Origin of the sequence: Amycolatopsis sp. WAC 01416, from assembly GCF_003947485.1 — a bacterium.
Lineage (GTDB): Bacteria > Actinomycetota > Actinomycetes > Mycobacteriales > Pseudonocardiaceae > Amycolatopsis.
Window position 1 is genome coordinate 267,473 of sequence record NZ_QHHX01000003.1, and the last position, 18,855, is coordinate 286,327.

Here is an 18,855-nt window from a genome sequence, read left to right on the forward strand (position 1 = left end):
GGAGGCTTGGGTGCGGTGGCCATGGGGCGTGCCCCCACGTCATACTGAGGTTTGCCCTACTTTCGGGGTACGGGCGACCGCTTTCGGTGCTCCCGATGTGGCATTGGGGTCGCCGAGCGTCCCCAATGCCACATCGGGAGCACCGCGGCCGGACCACGAACCTCACCCGAGCGCCCGACCGCGGCGCGTGTTGCGAAAGCCACTTTCGCAACCTTCAACGTTGCGAAAGTGGCTTTCGCAACACGGCCGGGCGTGGCGCTCGCACACCGAGAGGTCAGCGCAAGCTGTGCCCCGGCGCGACGACGCCGGTCTCGTAGGCGAACACCACCGCCTGGCTGCGGTTCGCCGCGCCCAGTTTCCCGAAGATGTTGCCCACATGGGTCTTGACGGTTTCGAGGCTGATCACCAGCTCGGCCGCTATGTCCACATTGGACATCCCAGTGGCGATGAGCCGCAGCACCTCGGTCTCCCGTTTTGTCAGCGAGGACGGCCGTGGAGCGAGGCCGGACGGCGCCGGGCGCGCGGTGACCATCCGCCGGATCGCGTCGGGGAACAGCAGTGTCTCCCCGGCGGCGACCGTGCGGATGGCGTGCGCGAATTCCTCCTTGCGCGCCCGCTTCAGCAGGAACCCGCTCGCCCCGGCGAGCAGCGCGTCGTAGACGTAATCGTCGTTGTCGAACGTCGTGATCACGAGGACCTTCGGCGGTTCGGCCGTCCCGGCCAGCACCCGCCGGGTCGCCTCGATCCCGTCCACTCCCGGCATGCGCACGTCCATCAGGACCACGTCGGGACGCGTCCGCCGGACCAGGCCGACCACCTCGCCGCCGTCGCCCGCCTCGCCGACCACCGTCAGATCCGGCTGGTTGTCCAGCAGCGAGCGCAATCCGGCGCGCAGCAGCGGTTCGTCGTCGACGATCAGGACGCGCAGTGTCATGAGTGCGACCGTAGCGGGATCGTGGTCACCAGCCGCCACAGCGGTTCCCCGTCGACGGCGGGCCCCGCGACGAGCTCGCCACGCAGCGCTTCGACACGTTCGGTGAGCCCCGGCAGCCCGTTGCCGCCGCGGCTGGAAACGGCCGCGTGCGCCACGAGCGGGTTCACGATCTCGATCCGCAGCGCGTCGGCGAGGACCGCGACCCGCACGGAAACCGGGCCGGGATGGGCGTGCCGCAACGCGTTCGTCAGTCCTTCTTGGACGATCCGGTACGCCTCCCGTGAAAGGGTCGCCGGCAGTTCCGCGGCGGGGCCGGTCAGCTCGTAGTCGATCAGCGCGCCGCCGGATCGGGCGCGTTCGGCCAGCGTCGCGGCCTCGATGAGCCGCCGTTCGGGTTCGCGGGACGACCGGTCCTCCCGCAGCAGGCCGAGTACGTGGTCGAGGTCTTCGAGCGCCGCCCGTGAAGACTCCTCGATGGTGCCCAGTGCCTTCCGCACCAGCTGCGGTTCGGAGTCGACCAGTTCGGCGGCCGCGGCGGCCTGGATGGTCGACGTCGTCAGCGTGTGGCCGATGGAGTCGTGCAGTTCGCGCGCCAGCCTGTTGCGCTGCTCGAAGTGATTCGCCCGGACCTCGGCCGCGGCGACGCGTTCGGCGGCCGAGGGGCCCAGCAGCGCGACCGCGCCGTACTGGAAAAGCCTGGTGAAACCGATCAGGACGTACGCGATGAGGACGAGTGTGACCAGCGCGAGCGGCAGCGTCCACAGCCCGCCGGTGCCGGGTTCGACCGTCACCCGTTCCCCGAAGACCTCGATCGGGCTGCCACCGCCTCCCGTCCACACCGCGGCGAACACGAAGCCGAGCATCAGGAAGGAGCCGAGGCCGAACAGCACCCAGCCGAGCGCGGTGTGCACGAGCAGCCATGCCGCCGAGCGCCAGCGCTCCGGCCAGGCGATCTTCGTATTCGGCAGTGGCTGCGCGATCCGGGTGCCCAGCATCTGGTTCGCGAACCAGATGCCGACGCGCCGCATCGGTCCCGGCAGCCCGGCCAGCGCGACCAGGACACCCATCGAGAGCATCCCGTAGACGAATTTCAGCCGTACGTCGCCGGGGATCAGCACGGCGGGGATGAGCGCGATCGGGAACGGCACCGCCGTCATCACCATGCCGAGCAACCCGAACGGCACGCTCCGATAGCTACCGATCCGCACCAGCGGTTTGAGGGGGTTGACCATGACCGGAACGCTATTCGCCCCGGCCGTGCGCGCACCTCCCACCGGGGTGCCATTTCCCGTCATCCTCAAGACCGGCGGGGCGGTCACAGCCGGTTAGCGGGCGTTAGCGGTGCCCTCCTACACTCGGGCGCGTGGCTCACCGACCTTTGATCGCACCCAGCATCCTCTCCGCGGACTTCGCCGGGCTCGGCGACGAGATCCGCGCCGTCGCGGGGGAGGGGGAAACCCGCGCGGACTGGGTCCACGTCGACGTCATGGACGCGCACTTCGTGCCGAACCTGACCCTGGGACTGCCCGTGGTGAAGTCTCTGCTCAAGGCCACCGACGTGCCGATCGACTGCCACCTGATGATCGAGAATCCCGACAAGTGGGCCATCGGGTACGCCGAGGCGGGCGCGTACAACGTCACCGTGCACGTCGAGGCCGCGCACGACCCGATCGCGCTCGCGAAGAACCTGCGCGCCGCGGGGGCGAAGGCCGGCCTGTCGATCAAGCCGAACACGCCGATCGAGGACCACCTCGACACCCTCAAGCACTACGACACGCTCCTGGTGATGTCGGTCGAGCCCGGTTTCGGCGGCCAGTCGTTCATCGAGGGTGTCCTCGACAAGGTGCGCACGGCGCGGCGCCTGGTCGACACCGGTCACCTCAAGCTCGTCGTCGAGATCGACGGCGGGATCAACGCCGACACCATCGAGCAGGCCGCCGAGGCCGGTGTGGACTGCTTCGTCGCCGGTTCCGCCGTCTACGGCGCCGAAGACCCAGGTAAGGCGGTCGCGGCACTGCGCGAGCAGGCGGCCCGCGCCCGCGGCTGATCCCGCCTCTTGATCCGCCGTCGGGTCAGGAGAAGGAATCGGTCCCGATGGGTGTTGGATGAGGGGAGCACCGTTTCCAGCGACGGTGCGAGCCAGGAGGAGGGCAGCAGGAGTGTTCACCGGCATTGTCGAGGAACTCGGCGAGGTCACCGCGGTCGAGCAGGTCCCGGACGCCGCGCGGTTGACCGTGCGGGGTCCGCTGGTGACCAGCGACGCCGGGCACGGTGACTCCATCGCGGTGAGTGGCGTGTGCCTCACCGTGGTCGCGGTGGCGGGCGGTGAGTTTACCGTCGATGTCGTGCACGAGACCCTGCAGCGCTCCAGCCTCGCGAAGGTACACGTCGGTGACGTGGTCAACCTCGAACGCGCGACGCCGGCGGGCGGCAGGCTCGGCGGGCACATCATGCAGGGCCATGTCGACGGCACCGGCGTCTTCCTCAAACGGGACGAGCAGGGGCTCACCACGTTCGCGCTGCCGAAGAGGCTGTCGCGGTACGTGGTCGAGAAGGGGTCGATCGCGGTCGACGGCGTCTCCCTCACGGTCGCTTCGGTGACCGACGAGGAGTTCTCCGTCGCCCTGATCCCGACCACTCTCGAACTCACCACCCTCGGCCGGAACACCCCGGGCGACCTGGTGAACCTCGAGGTCGACGTGGTCGCCAAGTACGTCGAGAAGCTGGCCATGCCGCATCTGCGCGCGCAGGGGGACAATGGCGGTACGGAGGAGCGGGCGTGAGTGAGACGAGTGCGATTCCGGGGTCGGCGGATCTGACCCCCTGTGGAGGCGGGGTGGCCGTGAACGCCGATGCCATCGAGGCGGCGATCGCCGACATCAAGGCGGGCCGTCCGGTCGTCGTGGTGGACGACGAGGACCGCGAGAACGAAGGCGACCTGATCTTCGCGGCGGAGAAGGCCACGCCGGAACTGATGGCCTTCATGGTGCGCTACACCTCGGGTTACGTCTGCGTGGCGCTGACCGAGGCCGAGGCGGACCGGCTCGACCTGCCGCCGATGTACCACACGAACCAGGACCAGCGCGGCACCGCGTACAGCGTCACGGTCGACGCCGCCGAGGGCATCACCACCGGCATCTCCGCGGCCGACCGGTCGCATACCGTCCGGCTGCTCGCCGACCCGGCGTCCAAGGCGTCGGACTTCCGGCGGCCGGGCCACGTGGTCCCGCTGCGCGCCAAGCAGGGCGGCGTCCTGCGGCGCCCGGGACACACCGAAGCGTCCGTCGACCTGGCCCGTCTCGCCGGGCTCTCGCCGTCCGGCGTGCTCTGCGAGATCGTGTCGCAGAAGGACGAGGGCGACATGGCCCGCCGCGACGAACTCGAGGTCTTCGCCGCGGACCACGACCTCAAGATGATCACCATCGCCGACCTGATCGCGTACCGGCGGCGCACCGAGAAGCAGGTCGAGCGGGTCGCCGAGGCGCGTATCCCGCTGACGGCGGGCACGTTCCGCGCGGTCGGCTACGACAGCCTGCTCGACGGCATCGAGCACATCGCGTTCGTCTACGGCGAGATCGCCGACGGCGAGGACATCCTGGTCCGCGTGCACTCCGAATGCCTCACCGGAGACGTCTTCGGCTCGCTGCGCTGTGACTGCGGCCCGCAGCTGGAGGCGGCGCTGGAAGCTGTGGCCAAGGAAGGCCGCGGCGTCGTGCTCTACATCCGCGGCCACGAGGGCCGTGGCATCGGGCTGCTGCACAAACTGCAGGCCTACCAGCTGCAGGACGCCGGCGCGGACACCGTCGACGCGAATCTGCAGCTCGGCGTCCCCGCCGACGCGCGGGACTACGGCACCGGCGCGCAGATCCTGTGCGACCTCGGCGTCCGCTCGATGCGGCTGCTGACGAACAACCCCGCCAAACGCGTCGGGCTGGAGGGCTACGGCCTGCGGGTCACCGGGCGGGTGTCGCTGCCGATCTCGCCGAACCCGGAGAACCTGCGCTACCTCAGGACCAAACGCGACCGGATGGGCCACGACCTGTCCCAGCTGGAGCATTTCGACCAGGTCGGCGCCGAGGTCGACCAGGGCAACGGAGGTGGCAAGCGGTGAGCGGCGAAGGCCGTCCGGACGTCGAACTCGACCTGTCCGACTGTAAGAACATCAGGCTCGGCATCGTGGCCACGCGCTGGCACACGGAGATCACGAGCGCGCTGCTGGACCGCGCCCTCGCGGCGGCCAAGGCGGCCGACCTGGAGGAAGCGCCGACGGTCGTGCGCGTCGCGGGCGCCGTCGAACTGCCCGTCGCCTCGCAGGCGCTGGCCCGCACGCACGACGCGGTCGTCGCGCTGGGTGTGGTCATCCGGGGCGGGACACCGCACTTCGAGTACGTCTGCGACGCGGTCACCGCGGGCCTGACCAGGGTGGCGCTCGACGAGAGCACCCCGGTCGGCAACGGCGTGCTCACCTGCGACACCGAGCAGCAGGCCCTCGACCGGTCCGGGCTGCCCGGCTCCGTCGAGGACAAAGGCTACGAAGCGACGGTCGCCGCACTGGACGCCGCGCACGCGCTGCGGAACCTGCGCCAGCCGTGGACCGAGCGGGGCTTCGTGTGAGCGTCGAGGCGGATGTGATGACGAAGTCCGAGGTCGTGGTGTTGCGGCCCCGCCGTGCCCTGGTGATGTGCTCGGTGCTGGCGGTGCTCCTGCTGGCGACGTTCGTGGTCGTCGCGGTGCTGCTGCGCGGCTCGGACACCGGTGTGATCTTCCAGCCGTCCGACCAGGCGGCGATGATCGGCATCGGCGTCCTGCTCGCCGCGGGCACGATGCTCTTCGCGACCGCGCGCGTGAAGGCCGACGCCGACGGCATCGAGGTCCGGAACGTGCTGATCACCAAGAAGTTCGCATGGAACGAGGTGCTCTCGGTGAGCTTCCCCGACGGTGCCTCGTGGGCGCGGCTGGAGCTGCCGGACGACGAGTACTACTCGGTCATGGCCGTGCAGGCGGTGGACCGGGAACGCGCGGTGGAAGCGGTGCGGGCGCTGCGGCGGCTGCACAAGGCGGCCTGGGAAGGCTGACGCGCTCTCCCCGAACGCAATGAAGGGGCCTTTCATCGCAAATTTTGCGATGAAAGGCCCCTTCCTTGCGTTCGGGTGGGGCTGTCACATACCGCGGGCGGCCAGGGACGCCGGAAACGTGGTGGGTCGGGGTGGTCGTGAGTGGCGATTCGGGTTCTAACCCGAATCGCCACTCACGACCACCCCGAGCTCCAGGTCACCAAATCCGTGAAGGCCTCCTACCCTCAAGGTAGGTAAGGAGGCCTTCACGGACCGCACGATCAAAGCGAAAGATCCACCACGATCGGCGCGTGGTCCGAGGGCCCCTTCCCCTTCCGCGCGTCACGGTCCACATAGGAATCCGTCACCGCGCCCGCCACGACGGCGTCGGCGTACACGAGGTCGATCCGCATTCCCTTGTTGTTCGGGAAGTTCCCCGCGCGGTAATCCCAGTACGTGAACGGGTGGTCGTACTTCAGCGGCCGCGGGAACACGTCCGACAGCCCGAGATCGCGCAGCGCGGCGAGCGCTTTTCGCTCCGGCTCGGTCACGTGCGTCGATTCGGCGAACACGCCGATGTCCCATACGTCCGCGTCGGTCGGCGCGATGTTGAAGTCGCCGAGCACCGCGAACGGCAGCCCGCGCGCCTGCTCCTCCCGCACGGTCGCCTCCAGCGCCGAGAGCCAGGCCAGTTTGTAGCCGTAGTGCGGGTTCTCCAGGTCACGCCCGTTCGGCACGTACACGGACCAGAGCCGCAGCCCGCCGCAGGTGGCACCGATCGCCCGGGCGTCGGCCTTGTCCTCGAAGGTGGGCTCGCCGGTCAGGCCACGTGTCACGTCTTCCAGCCCGACGCGGGACACGATCGCGACGCCGTTCCAGCGCCCGATGCCGTACGCGGCCGTCTCATAGCCCAGTTCCTTCACGGCGTCGACAGGGAAGGCGTCGGTGCCGCTCTTGAGTTCCTGCAGGCACAGCACGTCCGGTTGCACCGAGCCGAGCCAGTCCAGGACCCTCGGCAGCCGGGGCCCGATCGAGTTCACGTTCCAGGTCGCGATCCGCATGCCCGCGAGCGTCCCACACCCCACCGACACGACCACGCGAAAGGGCCCCTGTCGCGACGGGTCACGTCGCGACAGGGGCCCGACCGGGGTGGAGGTCAGACCCCGGTGGTCGAGCGGATCCAGGAGCGGGCCGAAGCGACGCTGCCGTAGTTGTTGGTGCCGCGGATGTTCGAGCCGCTCTGGTTCTGCACGGTCGAAGCGACACCGACCTGGACGCCGTTGTAGACCTGGGGGCCGCCCGAGTCGCCCTTCCACGCCGAGCCGTTGATGCCGACGCTCTGGATGGCCGGGCCGCCGTAGGCGTCGCGCGAGCTGCCGGTGACGCGGACGTCGGCCACCTTCAGCGCCGAGGCGGGCGGGCCGGTCGGGGTCTCACGGCCCCAGCCGTAGAGCTGGTTGGTGCTGCCGACCGGCGGGTTCGAGCCGGTCAGGGTGATCGGCGTGACACCGGCGTCGGAGGCCAGGTGCAGCAGCGAGACGTCGGCGCCGTTCGGCGAGGACACCTTGCGGTCGACGGCGATCTCACGGCCGCCCTGCAGCGCGTTGCTGCCGACGCGGACCCGCATGCCGCTGCCGTCGGAGTCGAGGCAGTGCTTGGCGGTCAGGACCCAGCGCTGGGCGATGACGCTGCCGGAGCAGTTGAACCCGTCCCACTGACGGCCCGGGGTGTTGACGTAGATCTGGGCGCCCCAGCTCACGGTGGGGGCGGTGCCGCCGCCCACGATGTTCGGCTGGACACCGGTGGGGGTGCCCGCGGAGGCGACCGCGCCGGCGGTCATGGTGAGGGCTGCGGCGGCGAGGGTGGCGGCGCCCAGCGTACGAAGACGGCTCACGGTGCAGGAGTCCTTTCGAGCGTCATCTGACGAAGAACCGAATGAAGTGGAACTGGGACGGAAAGTAATCACCCGGTTCACCCGCTAGGAACCAACGAACGTCTGATCCGGCCGAAGACCCGACTTAGGTCGGTATACGTAATGAAATACGGACCGCATCGTGGTAGTCGCCACCCGAATGAGGGTTAGAGCATGGGGGCTCGCAAGACTGTCGGTGGTGCCCCATAGGCTGGACGACGTGGCTGACCCGACCACCTACCGTCCCTCGCCGGGGAGCATCCCGGACGCCCCTGGCGTGTACAAATTTCGCGATGCCACGAAGAGGGTCGTCTACGTCGGCAAGGCGAAAAGCCTCCGCAGCAGGCTGAACTCGTACTTCGCCGACATCACGGGCCTGCACCCGCGCACCCGCCAGATGGTGACCACGGCGGCGAGCGTCGAGTGGACCGTGGTGAGCACCGAGGTCGAGGCGCTCCAGCTGGAGTACAACTGGATCAAGGAGTTCGACCCGCGGTTCAACGTCCGCTACCGCGACGACAAGAGCTATCCGGTCCTCGCGGTCACGATGAACGAGGAGTTCCCGCGCCTGCACGTCTATCGCGGCGCGCGCAAGAAAGGCGTGCGGTATTTCGGTCCGTACGCGCACGCCTGGGCCATCCGCGAAACGCTCGACCTGCTGCTCCGGGTCTTCCCGGCGCGCACCTGCTCGGCGGGCGTCTTCAAACGGCACGGCCAGATCGGCAGGCCCTGTCTCCTCGGCTACATCGGCAAGTGTTCCGCGCCCTGCGTCGGCAAGGTCTCCGCCGACGAACACCGCGCGATCGTCGAGGACTTCTGCGACTTCCTCGCCGGCCGCACCGACGCGCTGATCCGCCGCCTGGAACAGGAAATGGCGGCCGCGTCGGAGGAGCTGGAGTTCGAGCGCGCGGCCCGGCTGCGCGACGACCTCGGCGCGTTGCGGCGCGCGATGGAGAAGCAGGCGGTCGTGCTCGGCGACGGTACCGATGCGGACGTCGTCGCCTTCGCCCACGACGAATTGGAAGCCGCCGTCCAGGTCTTCCACGTGCGGGGCGGCCGGGTCCGCGGCCAGCGCGGCTGGGTGATCGACAAGGCCGAAGAGATGGACGTCAAAGACCTCGTCGACCATTTCCTCACGCAGTTCTACGGTGAGGAAGCCGAACGCGCGGACGACCCCGACCTCGGGTCGCCGGTGCCGCGCGAGGTCCTCGTCCCCGAGCTGCCCGCCGACGCGGAAGCGCTCGGCGAATGGCTTTCCGGGCTGCGCGGTTCGAGGGTGAGCCTGCGGGTGCCGCAGCGCGGGGACAAGCGCGCGCTCGCGGAGACGGTGACGCGCAACGCCGGTGAGGCGTTCACGCAGCACAAACTGCGCCGCGCGGGCGATCTCACGGCGCGCTCGGCCGCGCTGGCGGAACTGCAGGACTACCTGGCGCTGGAAACCGCGCCGCTGCGCATCGAATGCGTCGACATCAGCCATATCCAGGGCAGTGACGTGGTCGCCTCGCTCGTGGTCTTCGAGGACGGGATCCCGCGTAAGTCGGAGTACCGGCGTTTCGCCCTGCGCGAGGCCGCGGAGGAAGGTGACGTCGCGTCGATCGCCGAGGTCGTCCGCCGCCGGTTTTACCGCTACCTCAAGGAAAACGCCGAGGGTGTCGCGGTCGATCCGGATCGGCCGGGCATCGACCCGGAGACCGGTAAACCGCGCAAGTTCGCGTACGCGCCGAACCTGCTCGTCGTCGACGGCGCGGGCCCGCAGGCCACCGCCGCCGCGGACGTCCTCTCCGAACTGGGCGTCACCGACGTCGCCGTGGTCGGTCTGGCGAAGCGGCTGGAGGAGGTGTGGCTGCCGGGCGATCCCGATCCGGTGATCCTGCCGCGCACCTCCGACGCGCTGTATCTGTTGCAGCGGCTGCGTGACGAGGCGCACCGGTTCGCCATCCGGTACCACCGGGAGAAGCGGTCCAAGCGGATGCAGGTGTCCGCATTGGACGGTGTGCCCGGGCTGGGGCAGGCTCGGCGCACCGCGCTGATCAAGCACTTCGGCTCGGTGAAGAAACTCCGCGAAGCGCGGATAGAGGAGATCGAGGCGGTGCCCGGCTTCGGCAGGCGCACCGCGGAAGCGGTCGTCGCGGCACTCGCAGGGGAGAAAGCCGCGGCGGCGGGGGAGTCCGGTACGTGATCGGTGAAGGGACCATCGTGAGTGCGCAAGAAGAAGGCCGCGGTTCGGGGATGGAGGTCGCGGTCGTTTCCGGGCTGTCCGGAGCGGGTCGCAGCACCGCCGCGAAATGCCTGGAGGACCTGGGCTGGTTCGTGGTGGACAACCTGCCGCCCGAACTGATCGCCACCATGGTCGAGCTCGGCGCGCAGGCGCGGGGCGCGATCACCAAGGTCGCCGTGGTGATGGACGTGCGCTCGCGCGCGTTCACCGACGATCTGGCCTCGGTCATCAAGGATCTCGACGCCCGCGGATACAAGCCGCGTGTCCTGTTCCTGGAGGCCACGGACGCGGTGCTGGTGCGCCGGTTCGAGGCCGTCCGCCGCGGCCACCCGATGCAGGGCGACGGCAGGCTCGCCGATGGCATCACCGCCGAGCGCACGCTGCTGGAGCCGCTGCGCGAAGAGGCGGACCTGGTGCTCGACACGTCGTCGCTTTCGGTGCACGACCTGCGTGCCAAGATCGAGGACGCCTTCGGTTCCGAGGCGAGCACGCAGACCCGTGTCACCGTGCTGTCGTTCGGCTACAAGTACGGCCTGCCGATGGACGCCGACCTGGTGATGGACGTCCGGTTCCTGCCGAACCCGTTCTGGATCCCGGAACTGCGCGACCACACCGGCCTCGAGGGCGAGGTCCGCAACTACGTGCTCAGCCAGGAGGGCGCGGACGAGTTCCTCGACCGCTACCACCAGCTGCTGCGCCTGATCGGCGCGGGCTACAAGCGCGAGGGCAAGCGGTACCTGACGCTGGCCGTCGGCTGCACGGGCGGAAAGCACCGCAGTGTCGCCATTTCCGAGGAGCTCGCTCAGCGTCTGTCCAATGAGGACGGTATGGCCGTGAAGGTGGTGCACCGCGACCTTGGCCGCGAGTGATCTGCGCGCGGTCGCTCTGGGGGGCGGGCACGGCCTGCACGCCACCCTCACCGCGTTGCGACGGGTGACCTCGCAGGTCACCGCCGTGGTCACCGTCGCGGACGACGGGGGCTCGTCCGGCAGGCTGCGCCGGGAACTCGGGCTGCTGCCGCCGGGCGACCTGCGGCAGGCCTTCGCCGCGTTCGCCGCCGAAGACGGCGGGACCCTGTGGGCGGAGGTGTTCCAGCACCGCTTCGGCGGCGACGGGGCTCTTGCCGGGCACGCGGTCGGGAACCTCTTGCTGGCCGGATTGTTCGAAGTGCTCGGGGATCCGGTCGCCGCGCTCGACGAGGCGAGCAGGCTCATGGGCATTTCCGGCCGGGTGCTGCCGATGTCACCCGAACCGCTGGAAATCCAGGGCGAGGTTTCCGGGCTGGACGCCGAGAATCCCGAGGCGCTCCGGCGGATTCGCGGTCAGGTGGCGGTGGCGACGACGCCGGGCCAGGTGCACCGGATCAGCCTGCACCCGACAGGACAGGCCGACCGGCCACCGCGTGGGTGTCCCGAGGCCATCGAGGCCGTGCTCGCCGCGGACGTGGTGTTCCTCGGTCCCGGGTCGTGGTTCACCAGCGTGCTGCCCCATCTGCTGGTGCCGGATCTGCACGACGCGTTGCTCCGAACGGACGCCACGAAGGTCGTCATCCTCAACTTGATCCCCCAACCGGGGGAGACGGCGGGATTCTCTCCGGAGAAGCATTTGGACGTACTGTTCGAACACGCCCCGGAATTGCGGGTGGACGCGGTCATCGCGGACCGTGACTCGGTGCCCTCACCTGCCCGGTTGCGGGACGCCGCCGGGAGACTGGGCGCGAGGGCGTTGCTGGGGGCGGTGGCTGACCCGGTCGTGACGGGGCGGCATGATCCTGATGCGCTCGCGGGCTGTATGCGAGACGCTCTCGGTCTCACCGGGGGAGGAGCTGAAGGTATGGAGGGGCAGCGATGGCGATGACCGCCGCCGTGAAGGACGAGCTGAGCCGGCTGGAGATCACCAAGATCGGCCCGCGCCGCGCGGAGGTCGCGTCGATGCTGCGATTCGCGGGCGGGCTGCACATCGTGGCCGGCCGCGTCGTGGTGGAGGCCGAACTCGACACCGGTTCGGTGGCGAGGCGGCTGCGCAAGGAGATCCACGAACTGTACGGACACCAGTCCGACGTCCACGTCATTTCCTCCAGCGGATTGCGCAAGGGCACGCGGTACGTCGTCCGGGTGGTCAAGGACGGCGAGGGGCTCGCCCGGCAGACCGGCCTGATCGACCAGCGCGGCCGTCCGGTGCGCGGACTGCCCGCCGCCGTGGTGTCCGGCGGCGTCGCCGACGCGGAAGCCGCCTGGCGCGGCGCGTTCCTGGCGCACGGTTCGCTCACCGAACCGGGCCGTTCGTCATCACTCGAGGTGACCTGCCCCGGTCCCGAGGCCGCGCTGGCGCTCGTCGGCGCCGCCCGGCGGATGGGCATCCAGGCCAAGTCGCGCGAGGTTCGCGGCGCGGACCGGGTCGTGGTGCGCGACGGTGACGCCATCGGTGCCCTGCTGACCCGCCTCGGCGCGCACACGAGCGTGCTCGCCTGGGAAGAGCGGCGGATGCGCCGCGAGGTGCGCGCCACCGCGAACCGGCTCGCGAACTTCGACGACGCCAACCTGCGGCGCTCGGCCCGCGCGGCCGTCGCGGCGGCGGCCAGGGTGGAACGCGCGCTCGACATTCTCGGCGAATCCGCCCCGGACCACCTGCTCGCCGCGGGCAAACTGCGCCTGTCGAACCGGCAGGCCTCGCTCGAAGAGCTGGGCCAGCTGTCCGATCCGCAGATGACCAAGGACGCCGTCGCCGGCCGGATCCGCCGCCTGCTGGCGATGGCCGACAAGAAGGCGAAGGAACAAGGCATTCCGGACACCGAATCCGCGGTCACGCCGGACATGCTGGAGGAAGACGAAGCCTGAGCACCCCGCAATTAGTCACCTACTTGCGCTGGTCGCGTAGGGGACCGCAAGTAGGTGACTGATTGCGGGGTTTACCGCAAGTAGGGACTTATTGCGGGCGGGACTCGCCGAAGACTTCGCACGTGGCTGGGTCGCCATCGAGCGCGGCGGTTGCCAGCAGGACCGCGCCCGAGGTCCACGTCGTACGCTCGTCCGGCCAGAACTCGTCGTTCGCGTACTGAAATCCGGTCCAGTACGAGCCGTCGCCGAGCCGAAGCCGGGCCACGCAAGCGAGGAGTTCGCCCGCGCGGGCCCGCTCGCCGCGGGTGGCGAGGGTCAGTGCCAGTTCGGCGGTTTCCCCGCCGGTGACCCACGGTTCATGGTGCACGCAGCGCACTCCCAGGCCGGGTTCGACGAACCGGTCCCAGCCCGCCGCGAGCCGCGCCGCGGTGCCGGCGCCGGTCACGACGGACCCCAGGATCGGGTAGTACCAATCCATCGCATGCGGTTTCGTGGCGAACAGGTGTGGCTCGCCGAGCAGAGCCGCGCGGAGCCGGCGCGCCGCGTCCCGCCACTGTGGACGGTCCAGCCCCATCGTGGACGCGAGCGCCAGCGCCTGTGCCAGCGCGTGGTGGATGCTGCCGCATCCTGCGACCAACCGGACTTCGGGGTCGTCGCGCCAGGAGATGGCGCCCGACGGCTGCTGTCGCCGCAGGACGGCGTCGACGGCCCTGTCCACGACCGGCCACATCCGGTCCAGCCAGGTACGGTCCCCGGTCCGCAGGAAATGGTGCCGCGTCCCGACCGCGACGTAGGCGGTGAAGTTCGTGTCCATAGTGGACAAGTCGATCCCGCCGTCGCGATACCTGGCCGCCCAGGATCCGTCGGGACGCTGGTTCCGGAGCAGCCAGTCGTACGCGGCTTCGGCCTCGGCCTCCAGCCCGGCGACGTCCAGTCCCATGGCGGCTTCGAGGTGATTCCACGGATCGAGGTGTCCGCCGGTCTCCCAGGGGATCCCGCCGTCCGGCCGTTGCACGGCCGCGATCCCGGCAGCGGTGGCCTTCACGGTTTGCGGGCGTAGACGACGAGGCTCTTACCGAGCACCGGGTTCAGTGCCCGCTCGGCGAACCGCACCGGCGGGGGATTCCGCATGATGTCCCAGACCAGGAACCGGTGGTACAGCGCGCAGAGCCGGTGCTCCTCGTCCGGGCCGACAGCGCATTTCAGCCACCAGTACGGCGAGTGCAGCGCGTGCGCGTGATGGCTTCCGGTCGGCAGCAGTCCGGCTTCCGTGAGTCTGCCGAGCAGTTCGCGGCGCCGGTAGATCCGGATGTGCCCGCCCTCGACCTCGTGGTACGCGTCCGAGAGCAGCCAGCAGATCCGCTCCGGCCACCAGCGCGGCACGGTCGCCACCAGCCGTCCACCGGGTGCCAGCACGCGGCTCGCCTCCGCGAGCACTGTCCGGTCGGCGTGGATGTGTTCCAGTGTCTCGGCCACGATCACCCGGGTGAAGGAGCCTGTCGGGAACGGGAGCCGGAGGGCGTCCGTGCGGACCGCCATCGCCGAGGCCGTGGCGGGAGCCTCGCCTGCTTTCGCGAGGTTGGCGAACATGTCCCGCACGTACTTCAGCGCGGTGTCGTCGAGGTCGGCGGCGACCACGTCCGCGCCGCGTTTGTACGCTTCATAGGCGTGCCGTCCGTCCCCGCAGCCGAGGTCGAGCACCCGGTCCCCGGGGCCGACGGGGAACCGGTCGAAGTCGACGGTCAGCACCCCGCACGCTCCCGGCCGAGGACCCGCCGGTAGTGCGCGGCGGTCTCCTCGGCGGTGCGCCGCCAGCTCAGCGCCCCCGCCGTTTCCCGGCCTCGGGCCGCGAGGTCGGCGCGCAGGTGTTCGTCGCCGAGGACCTTGGTGAGCGCCTCCGCGAGCGCCGGTACGTCACCCGGCGGCACCAGGATCCCCGCGTCACCCACGACCTCGGGAAGTGCGCCGCCCGTGGTCGCGACGACCGGCGTTCCGCAGGCCATCGCCTCGGCGGCCGGCAGCGAGAACCCTTCGAACAGTGAAGGCACGCAAGCGATTTCGGCCGAACAAAGCAGCCGTGCGAGTTCGTCGTCGGTCAGCCCGGTGACGAATCGGACGCCCGCGCCGGGGCCGAGCCGGGCGAGCGCCCGCGCCGCCGGGCCGTCCGGTTTCGGTTTGCCGACGATCACCAATTCGCCTTCGATCCGTTCCCACGCCGCCAGGAGGTGTTCGAGTCCCTTCAGCGGCTCGTCCGCGCTGGCGGTGGCCACGACCCGGCCCGGGATCCGGCGGATTCCGGGCCGTGGCCGGAAGATCCTGGTGTCGGCGGCGAGCGGGACGACATGGATCCGGTCCTCCGGGACACCCATTTCCCGGCCGATGGCCGTGCGGGAAGCCCGGGACACCGTCAGCGTGGGCAGCCGCCGTGCGACACGGTGCTGCATGCCGACGAACCCGTACCATCGCTTGACCCGCGCCGCGTCGCGTCCGGTGACGGTGGCGAGCTTCAAAGCCCGGTCCACGGCGATGGGATGGTGGATCGTGGCGACCGTCGGCAGTCCACAGTGGAGCATCCCGTAGCCGAGCCCTTGGTTGTCGTGGACGATGTCGAATTCGTCCCTGCGCTTCGCGAGATGGCGGGCGGCACGCAGGGAGAAAGCGAGGGGTTCGGGGAAGCCGCCGCGGCGCATGCCGAGGAACTCCACCCACGACGGCAGATCACGCAACTCCCGCGGCCGCGGTGTCCGGAAGGGATTCGGCTCCGCGAACAGGTCGAGCCCCGGGATCTTCGTCAACCGCACGCCGTCATCGACCTCCGGATAGGGCGGCCCGGACAGCACCTCGACGCGATGCCCCAGCGCGGCGAGTTCGCGGCTCAGATGCCGGACGTACACCCCTTGACCGCCGCTGCGCGGATTCCCGCGGTAGGTCAGGAGCGCGATCCGCAAGGCGCTCACCGCTCACTCCCGCGCGCTCCAGTACGCGAGCTGCTCGCGGATCTTCCGGGTTTCCTCGTGCCGTTCGCCGCGGACTTCGACGGAATCATCGAGCAGGAAGGTCCACGTCGACAGCGCCTCGGTGACCTGTCCGGCCTTGGCGAGGGTGAGCGCGAGACCGTACCGGAGGTCGAGGACGTCGGGATGCCGGTCATTCAGCCGTCCCGTCGCTTCGTCGAGGAGCCGTCGGTACTCCGAAACGACGGGGGGGGGGTGCTCGATTTCGGCGCTCCAGAACGCGATGTTGTGCCGGACGTGGCTGACGATCTCGTCGTCGCCCAGCACCTGTTTCGCTTGCGGCAGCAGTTCCCGGGCGAGGCGGAGGGCTTCCTCCCCGTTCCCGGTCTTGCCGGTCGCGACCGCGAGGAAGTGCCGCGCGTGCAGTGTCTCGCGATGGTCGGCTCCGAGCGCGTGGGTGGCGTCGCGGACGAGGGCTTCGAACTCGGTTCGGGACTCCTCGAAGCGGTCGAGTTCGGCGAGCAGATGCCCGATGTTGTTGCGGATGCTCAAAACGTCTTCGTCGGCGCCGGACAGCGCGGCGGTGGCGGTCGGCAGGAGTTCTTCGAACCGGGCGAGTGCGCCGGCCGCGTCACCCGCCTTGCCGGTCCACGTCGCGTGCCGTGCTTTGCAGCGCAACGTGATCCGGTCGGTCTCGCCGAGCTCCCCGGCCGCGCGGTTCGCCCAGATCGCCCAGCGTTCCCGGTTCTCGACCGGAATGTGGGACGCCCGGCGTTCCAGCGAGACGAGGGCGTCTTCGCGGAGCCCGGCGAGCCAGAGGTGCTCGGCCTCGTTGGCCTCGGCATAACCCTGTTCGAGCGTCGGCTCGTCGTCTCCGGTCACCAGTGCCACCTCCGAGGTCGCCGCCGCCAGCCGGGCGTGCAGACGGGTCGCCACATCAGGGATGAGCTCGGGCGGCGCACCGGTCCACAGGACGGTTTCGTCGGCGAGGCCCGCGCGCGTCCGGCTGACCGCATCACCGAGCCCGGCCAGGAAATCGCGGACGTGCACCCGCCGGTCCGGCCCGCCCGCGGCCGCGCTCGCCGCGGTGAGGATCGAGATCGGGATCGGCCCGCGTCCGGCGGCCAGCCCCAGCAGCTCCAGCAGGACCGCGTGACCCGGCCGCGGCGAGGCCACCGCGCCGGTGCTGTGTTCCTCGTCTTCCTGCGTGACGCTGATGAAGGTGACCTTCGAATCGCCGAGCCGGAGCACGTCCCGGTGCGCCAACTCGGCGTTCAGCACCCGGTTCCCGTTGACGAAGGTGCCGTTGGCGGAGTCCCGGTCGGTCAGCCACGCCGTCGTGCCGTCCCAGCGGATCTCGCAGTGGAGCCGGGAAACCCGCGAATCGCCGAGCCGGAGCGCGGCGTTCCTGCTGCGGCCGAGCGTCGTGAGCCCGAAGGACAGCTCGTGCCGCGCGGGCGGGAGGCCGGGGACGTCGATGATCAGGGTGGCGGGAGTGATCCGCGGCGAAGTGGGCGAGCCGGTGTCGTGTCCCGGAACGGGGTCGCCCGCGTAGGCTTCCTCCGGTTCGAGGATCAGTCCGGGGACGTCGTCCCGCTCACCGAGCCGGATCACGAACGCCGACCCCAGGACGTCCGGTTTCCGGGTCGCCACCACCGTTTTGACCCACGCCAGCGCCGGGTCCAGTGACAGGTCGAGAAGAACCCCGCGCAGCCGCCACCGGAGCCCGGGATCGAGGTCGTCGAACCCGTCGATCGCGATCCGCACCGGACCGCCGGTCCATTGTGGAGCGAGACGGCGCAGCGGGCCGAGCAGTGCCAGCTCGAACGCGCTGGCGCCGGCGCGGTCGACGTCGTCGAGACCGGCACGATGGGCGTCTTCGGCGTCGGCGAATCCGGGGACGGTGCGTCGCAACTGCCTGGCCAGTTCACGGGTGACCTGTTCCGCGGTCTCACCGCGGCCGGTGAACAGCACGGCGTGCAGGAAGTCCGGCGGCACGTACGAACCGGCCACCGACGGCCGGGCCAGTGCGGCGAGCATGGCCGACTTCCCCGTGCCTGCCTCGCCCGCGAGCACGACCAGGCGGGTTCCGGTGAGCAGGTGCCCGACGGCCTCGCCGAGCTTCGGATCCGGCCGGTAGTAGGCGGTCAGCCGCTCTATCCGCGGCGCGGCCGGGTTGCCGGCCAAGGGCGAACGCCGCCAGGCGGGCGAGGAGTTCAGCGCGAGCCACAGTCCCTGGTCGGCTTCGGCCACCTCACGGGTGCCGTCGAAACCCAGATGGATGGCGGTCTGCGCCGGGCACAGGGCGGTGATCACCCGTTTGAGGTCCGCGCATCGGACGCGCTCGCCGAACTCCGCGTGCCCCGACCGGAGTACCGAGACCAGCGACCGGCTGAAACACCCGTTCGCCGCGACACGGTCGTCCGAGGCGGTGAGCAGGTCGAACCGTCTACCCGCCTCGCCGACGATCCGCAACCAGCGTTGGCCCGCCTGCCTCGCCCCGATCCCCGCGTGGCAGGTGTCGAGCAGGATCACCAGACCGTCCAGCATCGAATAGCGGCCGAGGAGCTCTTTGATGCGCTGGGCGAACAGGAACGATTTCCGGCTGTCCACCGGCAGGCCGGTGTCCTTGGTGAGGAAGTAGAAGTCGTCGTCGGCGTACTCGCCGTGCCCGACGAGCGAAAGGAACAGCGTCGCCTCGTCTTCCGAAGCACGCTCGAAGGCTTCCACCAGTGCGTCGTCCAGCTCGACCATCGTCGGGTCGACGAGCAGGCCGCGGCCGTCCTCGAGCGCGGGGACGCAGCCGCCGATCTCGGGGTCGAGCAGGGCCGTCGAAACCTGACGGCCCGCGTCGGGGAGGAACGAGAGAAGGTTCAGCGAGTCGCACTGCGACGCGACGACCAACGACCTCCGCTCTCCCACGGAGATCACTTTGTCTCATCGGAC

General features: G+C 70.1%; 17 protein-coding genes. 9 read left to right on the forward strand and 8 right to left on the reverse strand.

Annotation, left to right across the window (positions count from 1 at the left end):
• Positions 1–274: 274 nt before the first annotated feature.
• Both DL990_RS11170 and DL990_RS11175 read right to left on the reverse strand, forming a co-directional pair.
• Positions 275–934, reverse strand: coding sequence for a response regulator transcription factor (locus DL990_RS11170; protein ID WP_125793786.1), 660 nt, complete (start codon positions 932–934; stop codon positions 275–277).
• Complete coding sequence (locus tag DL990_RS11175) at positions 931–2,166, reverse strand: sensor histidine kinase (RefSeq protein WP_125798625.1); 1,236 nt, start codon at positions 2,164–2,166, stop codon at positions 931–933. The genes DL990_RS11170 and DL990_RS11175 overlap by 4 nt, the downstream gene beginning before the upstream one ends.
• Before the next feature lie 146 nt (positions 2,167–2,312).
• Here DL990_RS11175 and rpe point away from each other — a divergent pair, with 146 nt between their 5' ends.
• The 5 genes from rpe to DL990_RS11200 all read left to right on the forward strand — a co-directional run bounded on the left by rpe (position 2,313) and on the right by DL990_RS11200 (position 6,009).
• Positions 2,313–2,981, forward strand: a complete 669-nt coding sequence (rpe, locus tag DL990_RS11180; protein ID WP_125798894.1) for a ribulose-phosphate 3-epimerase — start codon at positions 2,313–2,315, stop codon at positions 2,979–2,981.
• A 112-nt stretch (positions 2,982–3,093) separates the two neighbouring features.
• The gene (locus DL990_RS11185) at positions 3,094–3,717 is read left to right on the forward strand and encodes a riboflavin synthase (RefSeq protein ID WP_125783662.1); all 624 of its coding nucleotides are present in this window, start codon (positions 3,094–3,096) and stop codon (positions 3,715–3,717) included.
• Positions 3,718–3,770: 53 nt separating this feature from the next.
• Positions 3,771–5,045: a bifunctional 3,4-dihydroxy-2-butanone-4-phosphate synthase/GTP cyclohydrolase II gene (locus tag DL990_RS11190; RefSeq protein WP_199746354.1), complete on the forward strand. Its 1,275-nt coding sequence runs from the start codon at positions 3,771–3,773 to the stop codon at positions 5,043–5,045.
• Positions 5,042–5,548: a 6,7-dimethyl-8-ribityllumazine synthase gene (ribH, locus tag DL990_RS11195; RefSeq protein ID WP_125783666.1), complete on the forward strand. Its 507-nt coding sequence runs from the start codon at positions 5,042–5,044 to the stop codon at positions 5,546–5,548. Before DL990_RS11190 ends, ribH begins: the two co-directional genes overlap by 4 nt.
• 17 nt (positions 5,549–5,565) lie before the next feature.
• Positions 5,566–6,009, forward strand: a complete 444-nt coding sequence (locus DL990_RS11200; RefSeq protein ID WP_125783668.1) for a PH domain-containing protein — start codon at positions 5,566–5,568, stop codon at positions 6,007–6,009.
• Between the two features lie 260 nt (positions 6,010–6,269).
• Here DL990_RS11200 and DL990_RS11205 read toward each other — a convergent pair whose 3' ends face one another.
• Positions 6,270–7,049 (reverse strand): exodeoxyribonuclease III, encoded by a 780-nt coding sequence (locus tag DL990_RS11205; RefSeq protein WP_125783669.1) that lies wholly within the window; start codon positions 7,047–7,049, stop codon positions 6,270–6,272.
• 95 nt (positions 7,050–7,144) lie between these two features.
• A complete protein-coding gene (locus DL990_RS11210) occupies positions 7,145–7,882 on the reverse strand; it encodes a trypsin-like serine protease (RefSeq protein ID WP_125783671.1) in 738 nt (245 codons plus the stop codon).
• A gap of 238 nt (positions 7,883–8,120) precedes the next feature.
• Here DL990_RS11210 and uvrC point away from each other — a divergent pair, with 238 nt between their 5' ends.
• From uvrC to whiA, 4 genes are read left to right on the forward strand one after another with little or no spacing between them, the layout of a single operon-like run.
• On the forward strand, positions 8,121–10,079 hold the full coding sequence (gene uvrC / locus DL990_RS11215; protein ID WP_125783673.1) for an excinuclease ABC subunit UvrC: 1,959 nt from the start codon (positions 8,121–8,123) through the stop codon (positions 10,077–10,079).
• Positions 10,080–10,129: 50 nt separating this feature from the next.
• Complete coding sequence (rapZ, locus tag DL990_RS11220) at positions 10,130–10,987, forward strand: RNase adapter RapZ (RefSeq protein WP_034311885.1); 858 nt, start codon at positions 10,130–10,132, stop codon at positions 10,985–10,987.
• Position 10,988: 1 nt separating this feature from the next.
• Positions 10,989–11,975 carry a uridine diphosphate-N-acetylglucosamine-binding protein YvcK gene (gene yvcK, locus DL990_RS11225; RefSeq protein ID WP_125784004.1) on the forward strand — a complete coding sequence of 329 codons (987 nt, stop codon included), beginning with the start codon at positions 10,989–10,991 and terminating at the stop codon, positions 11,973–11,975.
• A complete protein-coding gene (gene whiA, locus DL990_RS11230) occupies positions 11,966–12,955 on the forward strand; it encodes a DNA-binding protein WhiA (protein ID WP_061980674.1) in 990 nt (329 codons plus the stop codon). Before yvcK ends, whiA begins: the two co-directional genes overlap by 10 nt.
• An 88-nt stretch (positions 12,956–13,043) precedes the next feature.
• Here the strand turns inward: whiA and DL990_RS11235 are convergent, their stop codons facing one another.
• From DL990_RS11235 to DL990_RS11250, 4 genes are read right to left on the reverse strand one after another with little or no spacing between them, the layout of a single operon-like run.
• Positions 13,044–14,000 (reverse strand): prenyltransferase/squalene oxidase repeat-containing protein, encoded by a 957-nt coding sequence (locus DL990_RS11235; RefSeq protein WP_125798626.1) that lies wholly within the window; start codon positions 13,998–14,000, stop codon positions 13,044–13,046.
• Complete coding sequence (locus DL990_RS11240) at positions 13,997–14,704, reverse strand: class I SAM-dependent methyltransferase (protein WP_125798627.1); 708 nt, start codon at positions 14,702–14,704, stop codon at positions 13,997–13,999. The genes DL990_RS11235 and DL990_RS11240 overlap by 4 nt, the downstream gene beginning before the upstream one ends.
• On the reverse strand, positions 14,698–15,912 hold the full coding sequence (locus DL990_RS11245; protein ID WP_125783679.1) for a glycosyltransferase family 1 protein: 1,215 nt from the start codon (positions 15,910–15,912) through the stop codon (positions 14,698–14,700). Before DL990_RS11245 ends, DL990_RS11240 begins: the two co-directional genes overlap by 7 nt.
• Positions 15,913–15,915: 3 nt before the next feature.
• On the reverse strand, positions 15,916–18,831 hold the full coding sequence (locus DL990_RS11250) for an FHA domain-containing protein (RefSeq protein WP_233620437.1): 2,916 nt from the start codon (positions 18,829–18,831) through the stop codon (positions 15,916–15,918).
• Positions 18,832–18,855 lie beyond the last annotated feature (24 nt).

Coding starts and splice junctions, on each gene's coding strand:
- whiA (WP_061980674.1), top strand. CDS start 11,966: ATGGCGATGACCGCCGCCGTGAAGGACGAGCTGAGCCGGCTGGAGATC.
- DL990_RS11170 (WP_125793786.1), bottom strand. CDS start 934: ATGACACTGCGCGTCCTGATCGTCGACGACGAACCGCTGCTGCGCGCC.
- rapZ (WP_034311885.1), top strand. CDS start 10,130: ATGGAGGTCGCGGTCGTTTCCGGGCTGTCCGGAGCGGGTCGCAGCACC.
- DL990_RS11175 (WP_125798625.1), bottom strand. CDS start 2,166: ATGGTCAACCCCCTCAAACCGCTGGTGCGGATCGGTAGCTATCGGAGC.
- DL990_RS11200 (WP_125783668.1), top strand. CDS start 5,566: ATGACGAAGTCCGAGGTCGTGGTGTTGCGGCCCCGCCGTGCCCTGGTG.
- DL990_RS11205 (WP_125783669.1), bottom strand. CDS start 7,049: ATGCGGATCGCGACCTGGAACGTGAACTCGATCGGGCCCCGGCTGCCG.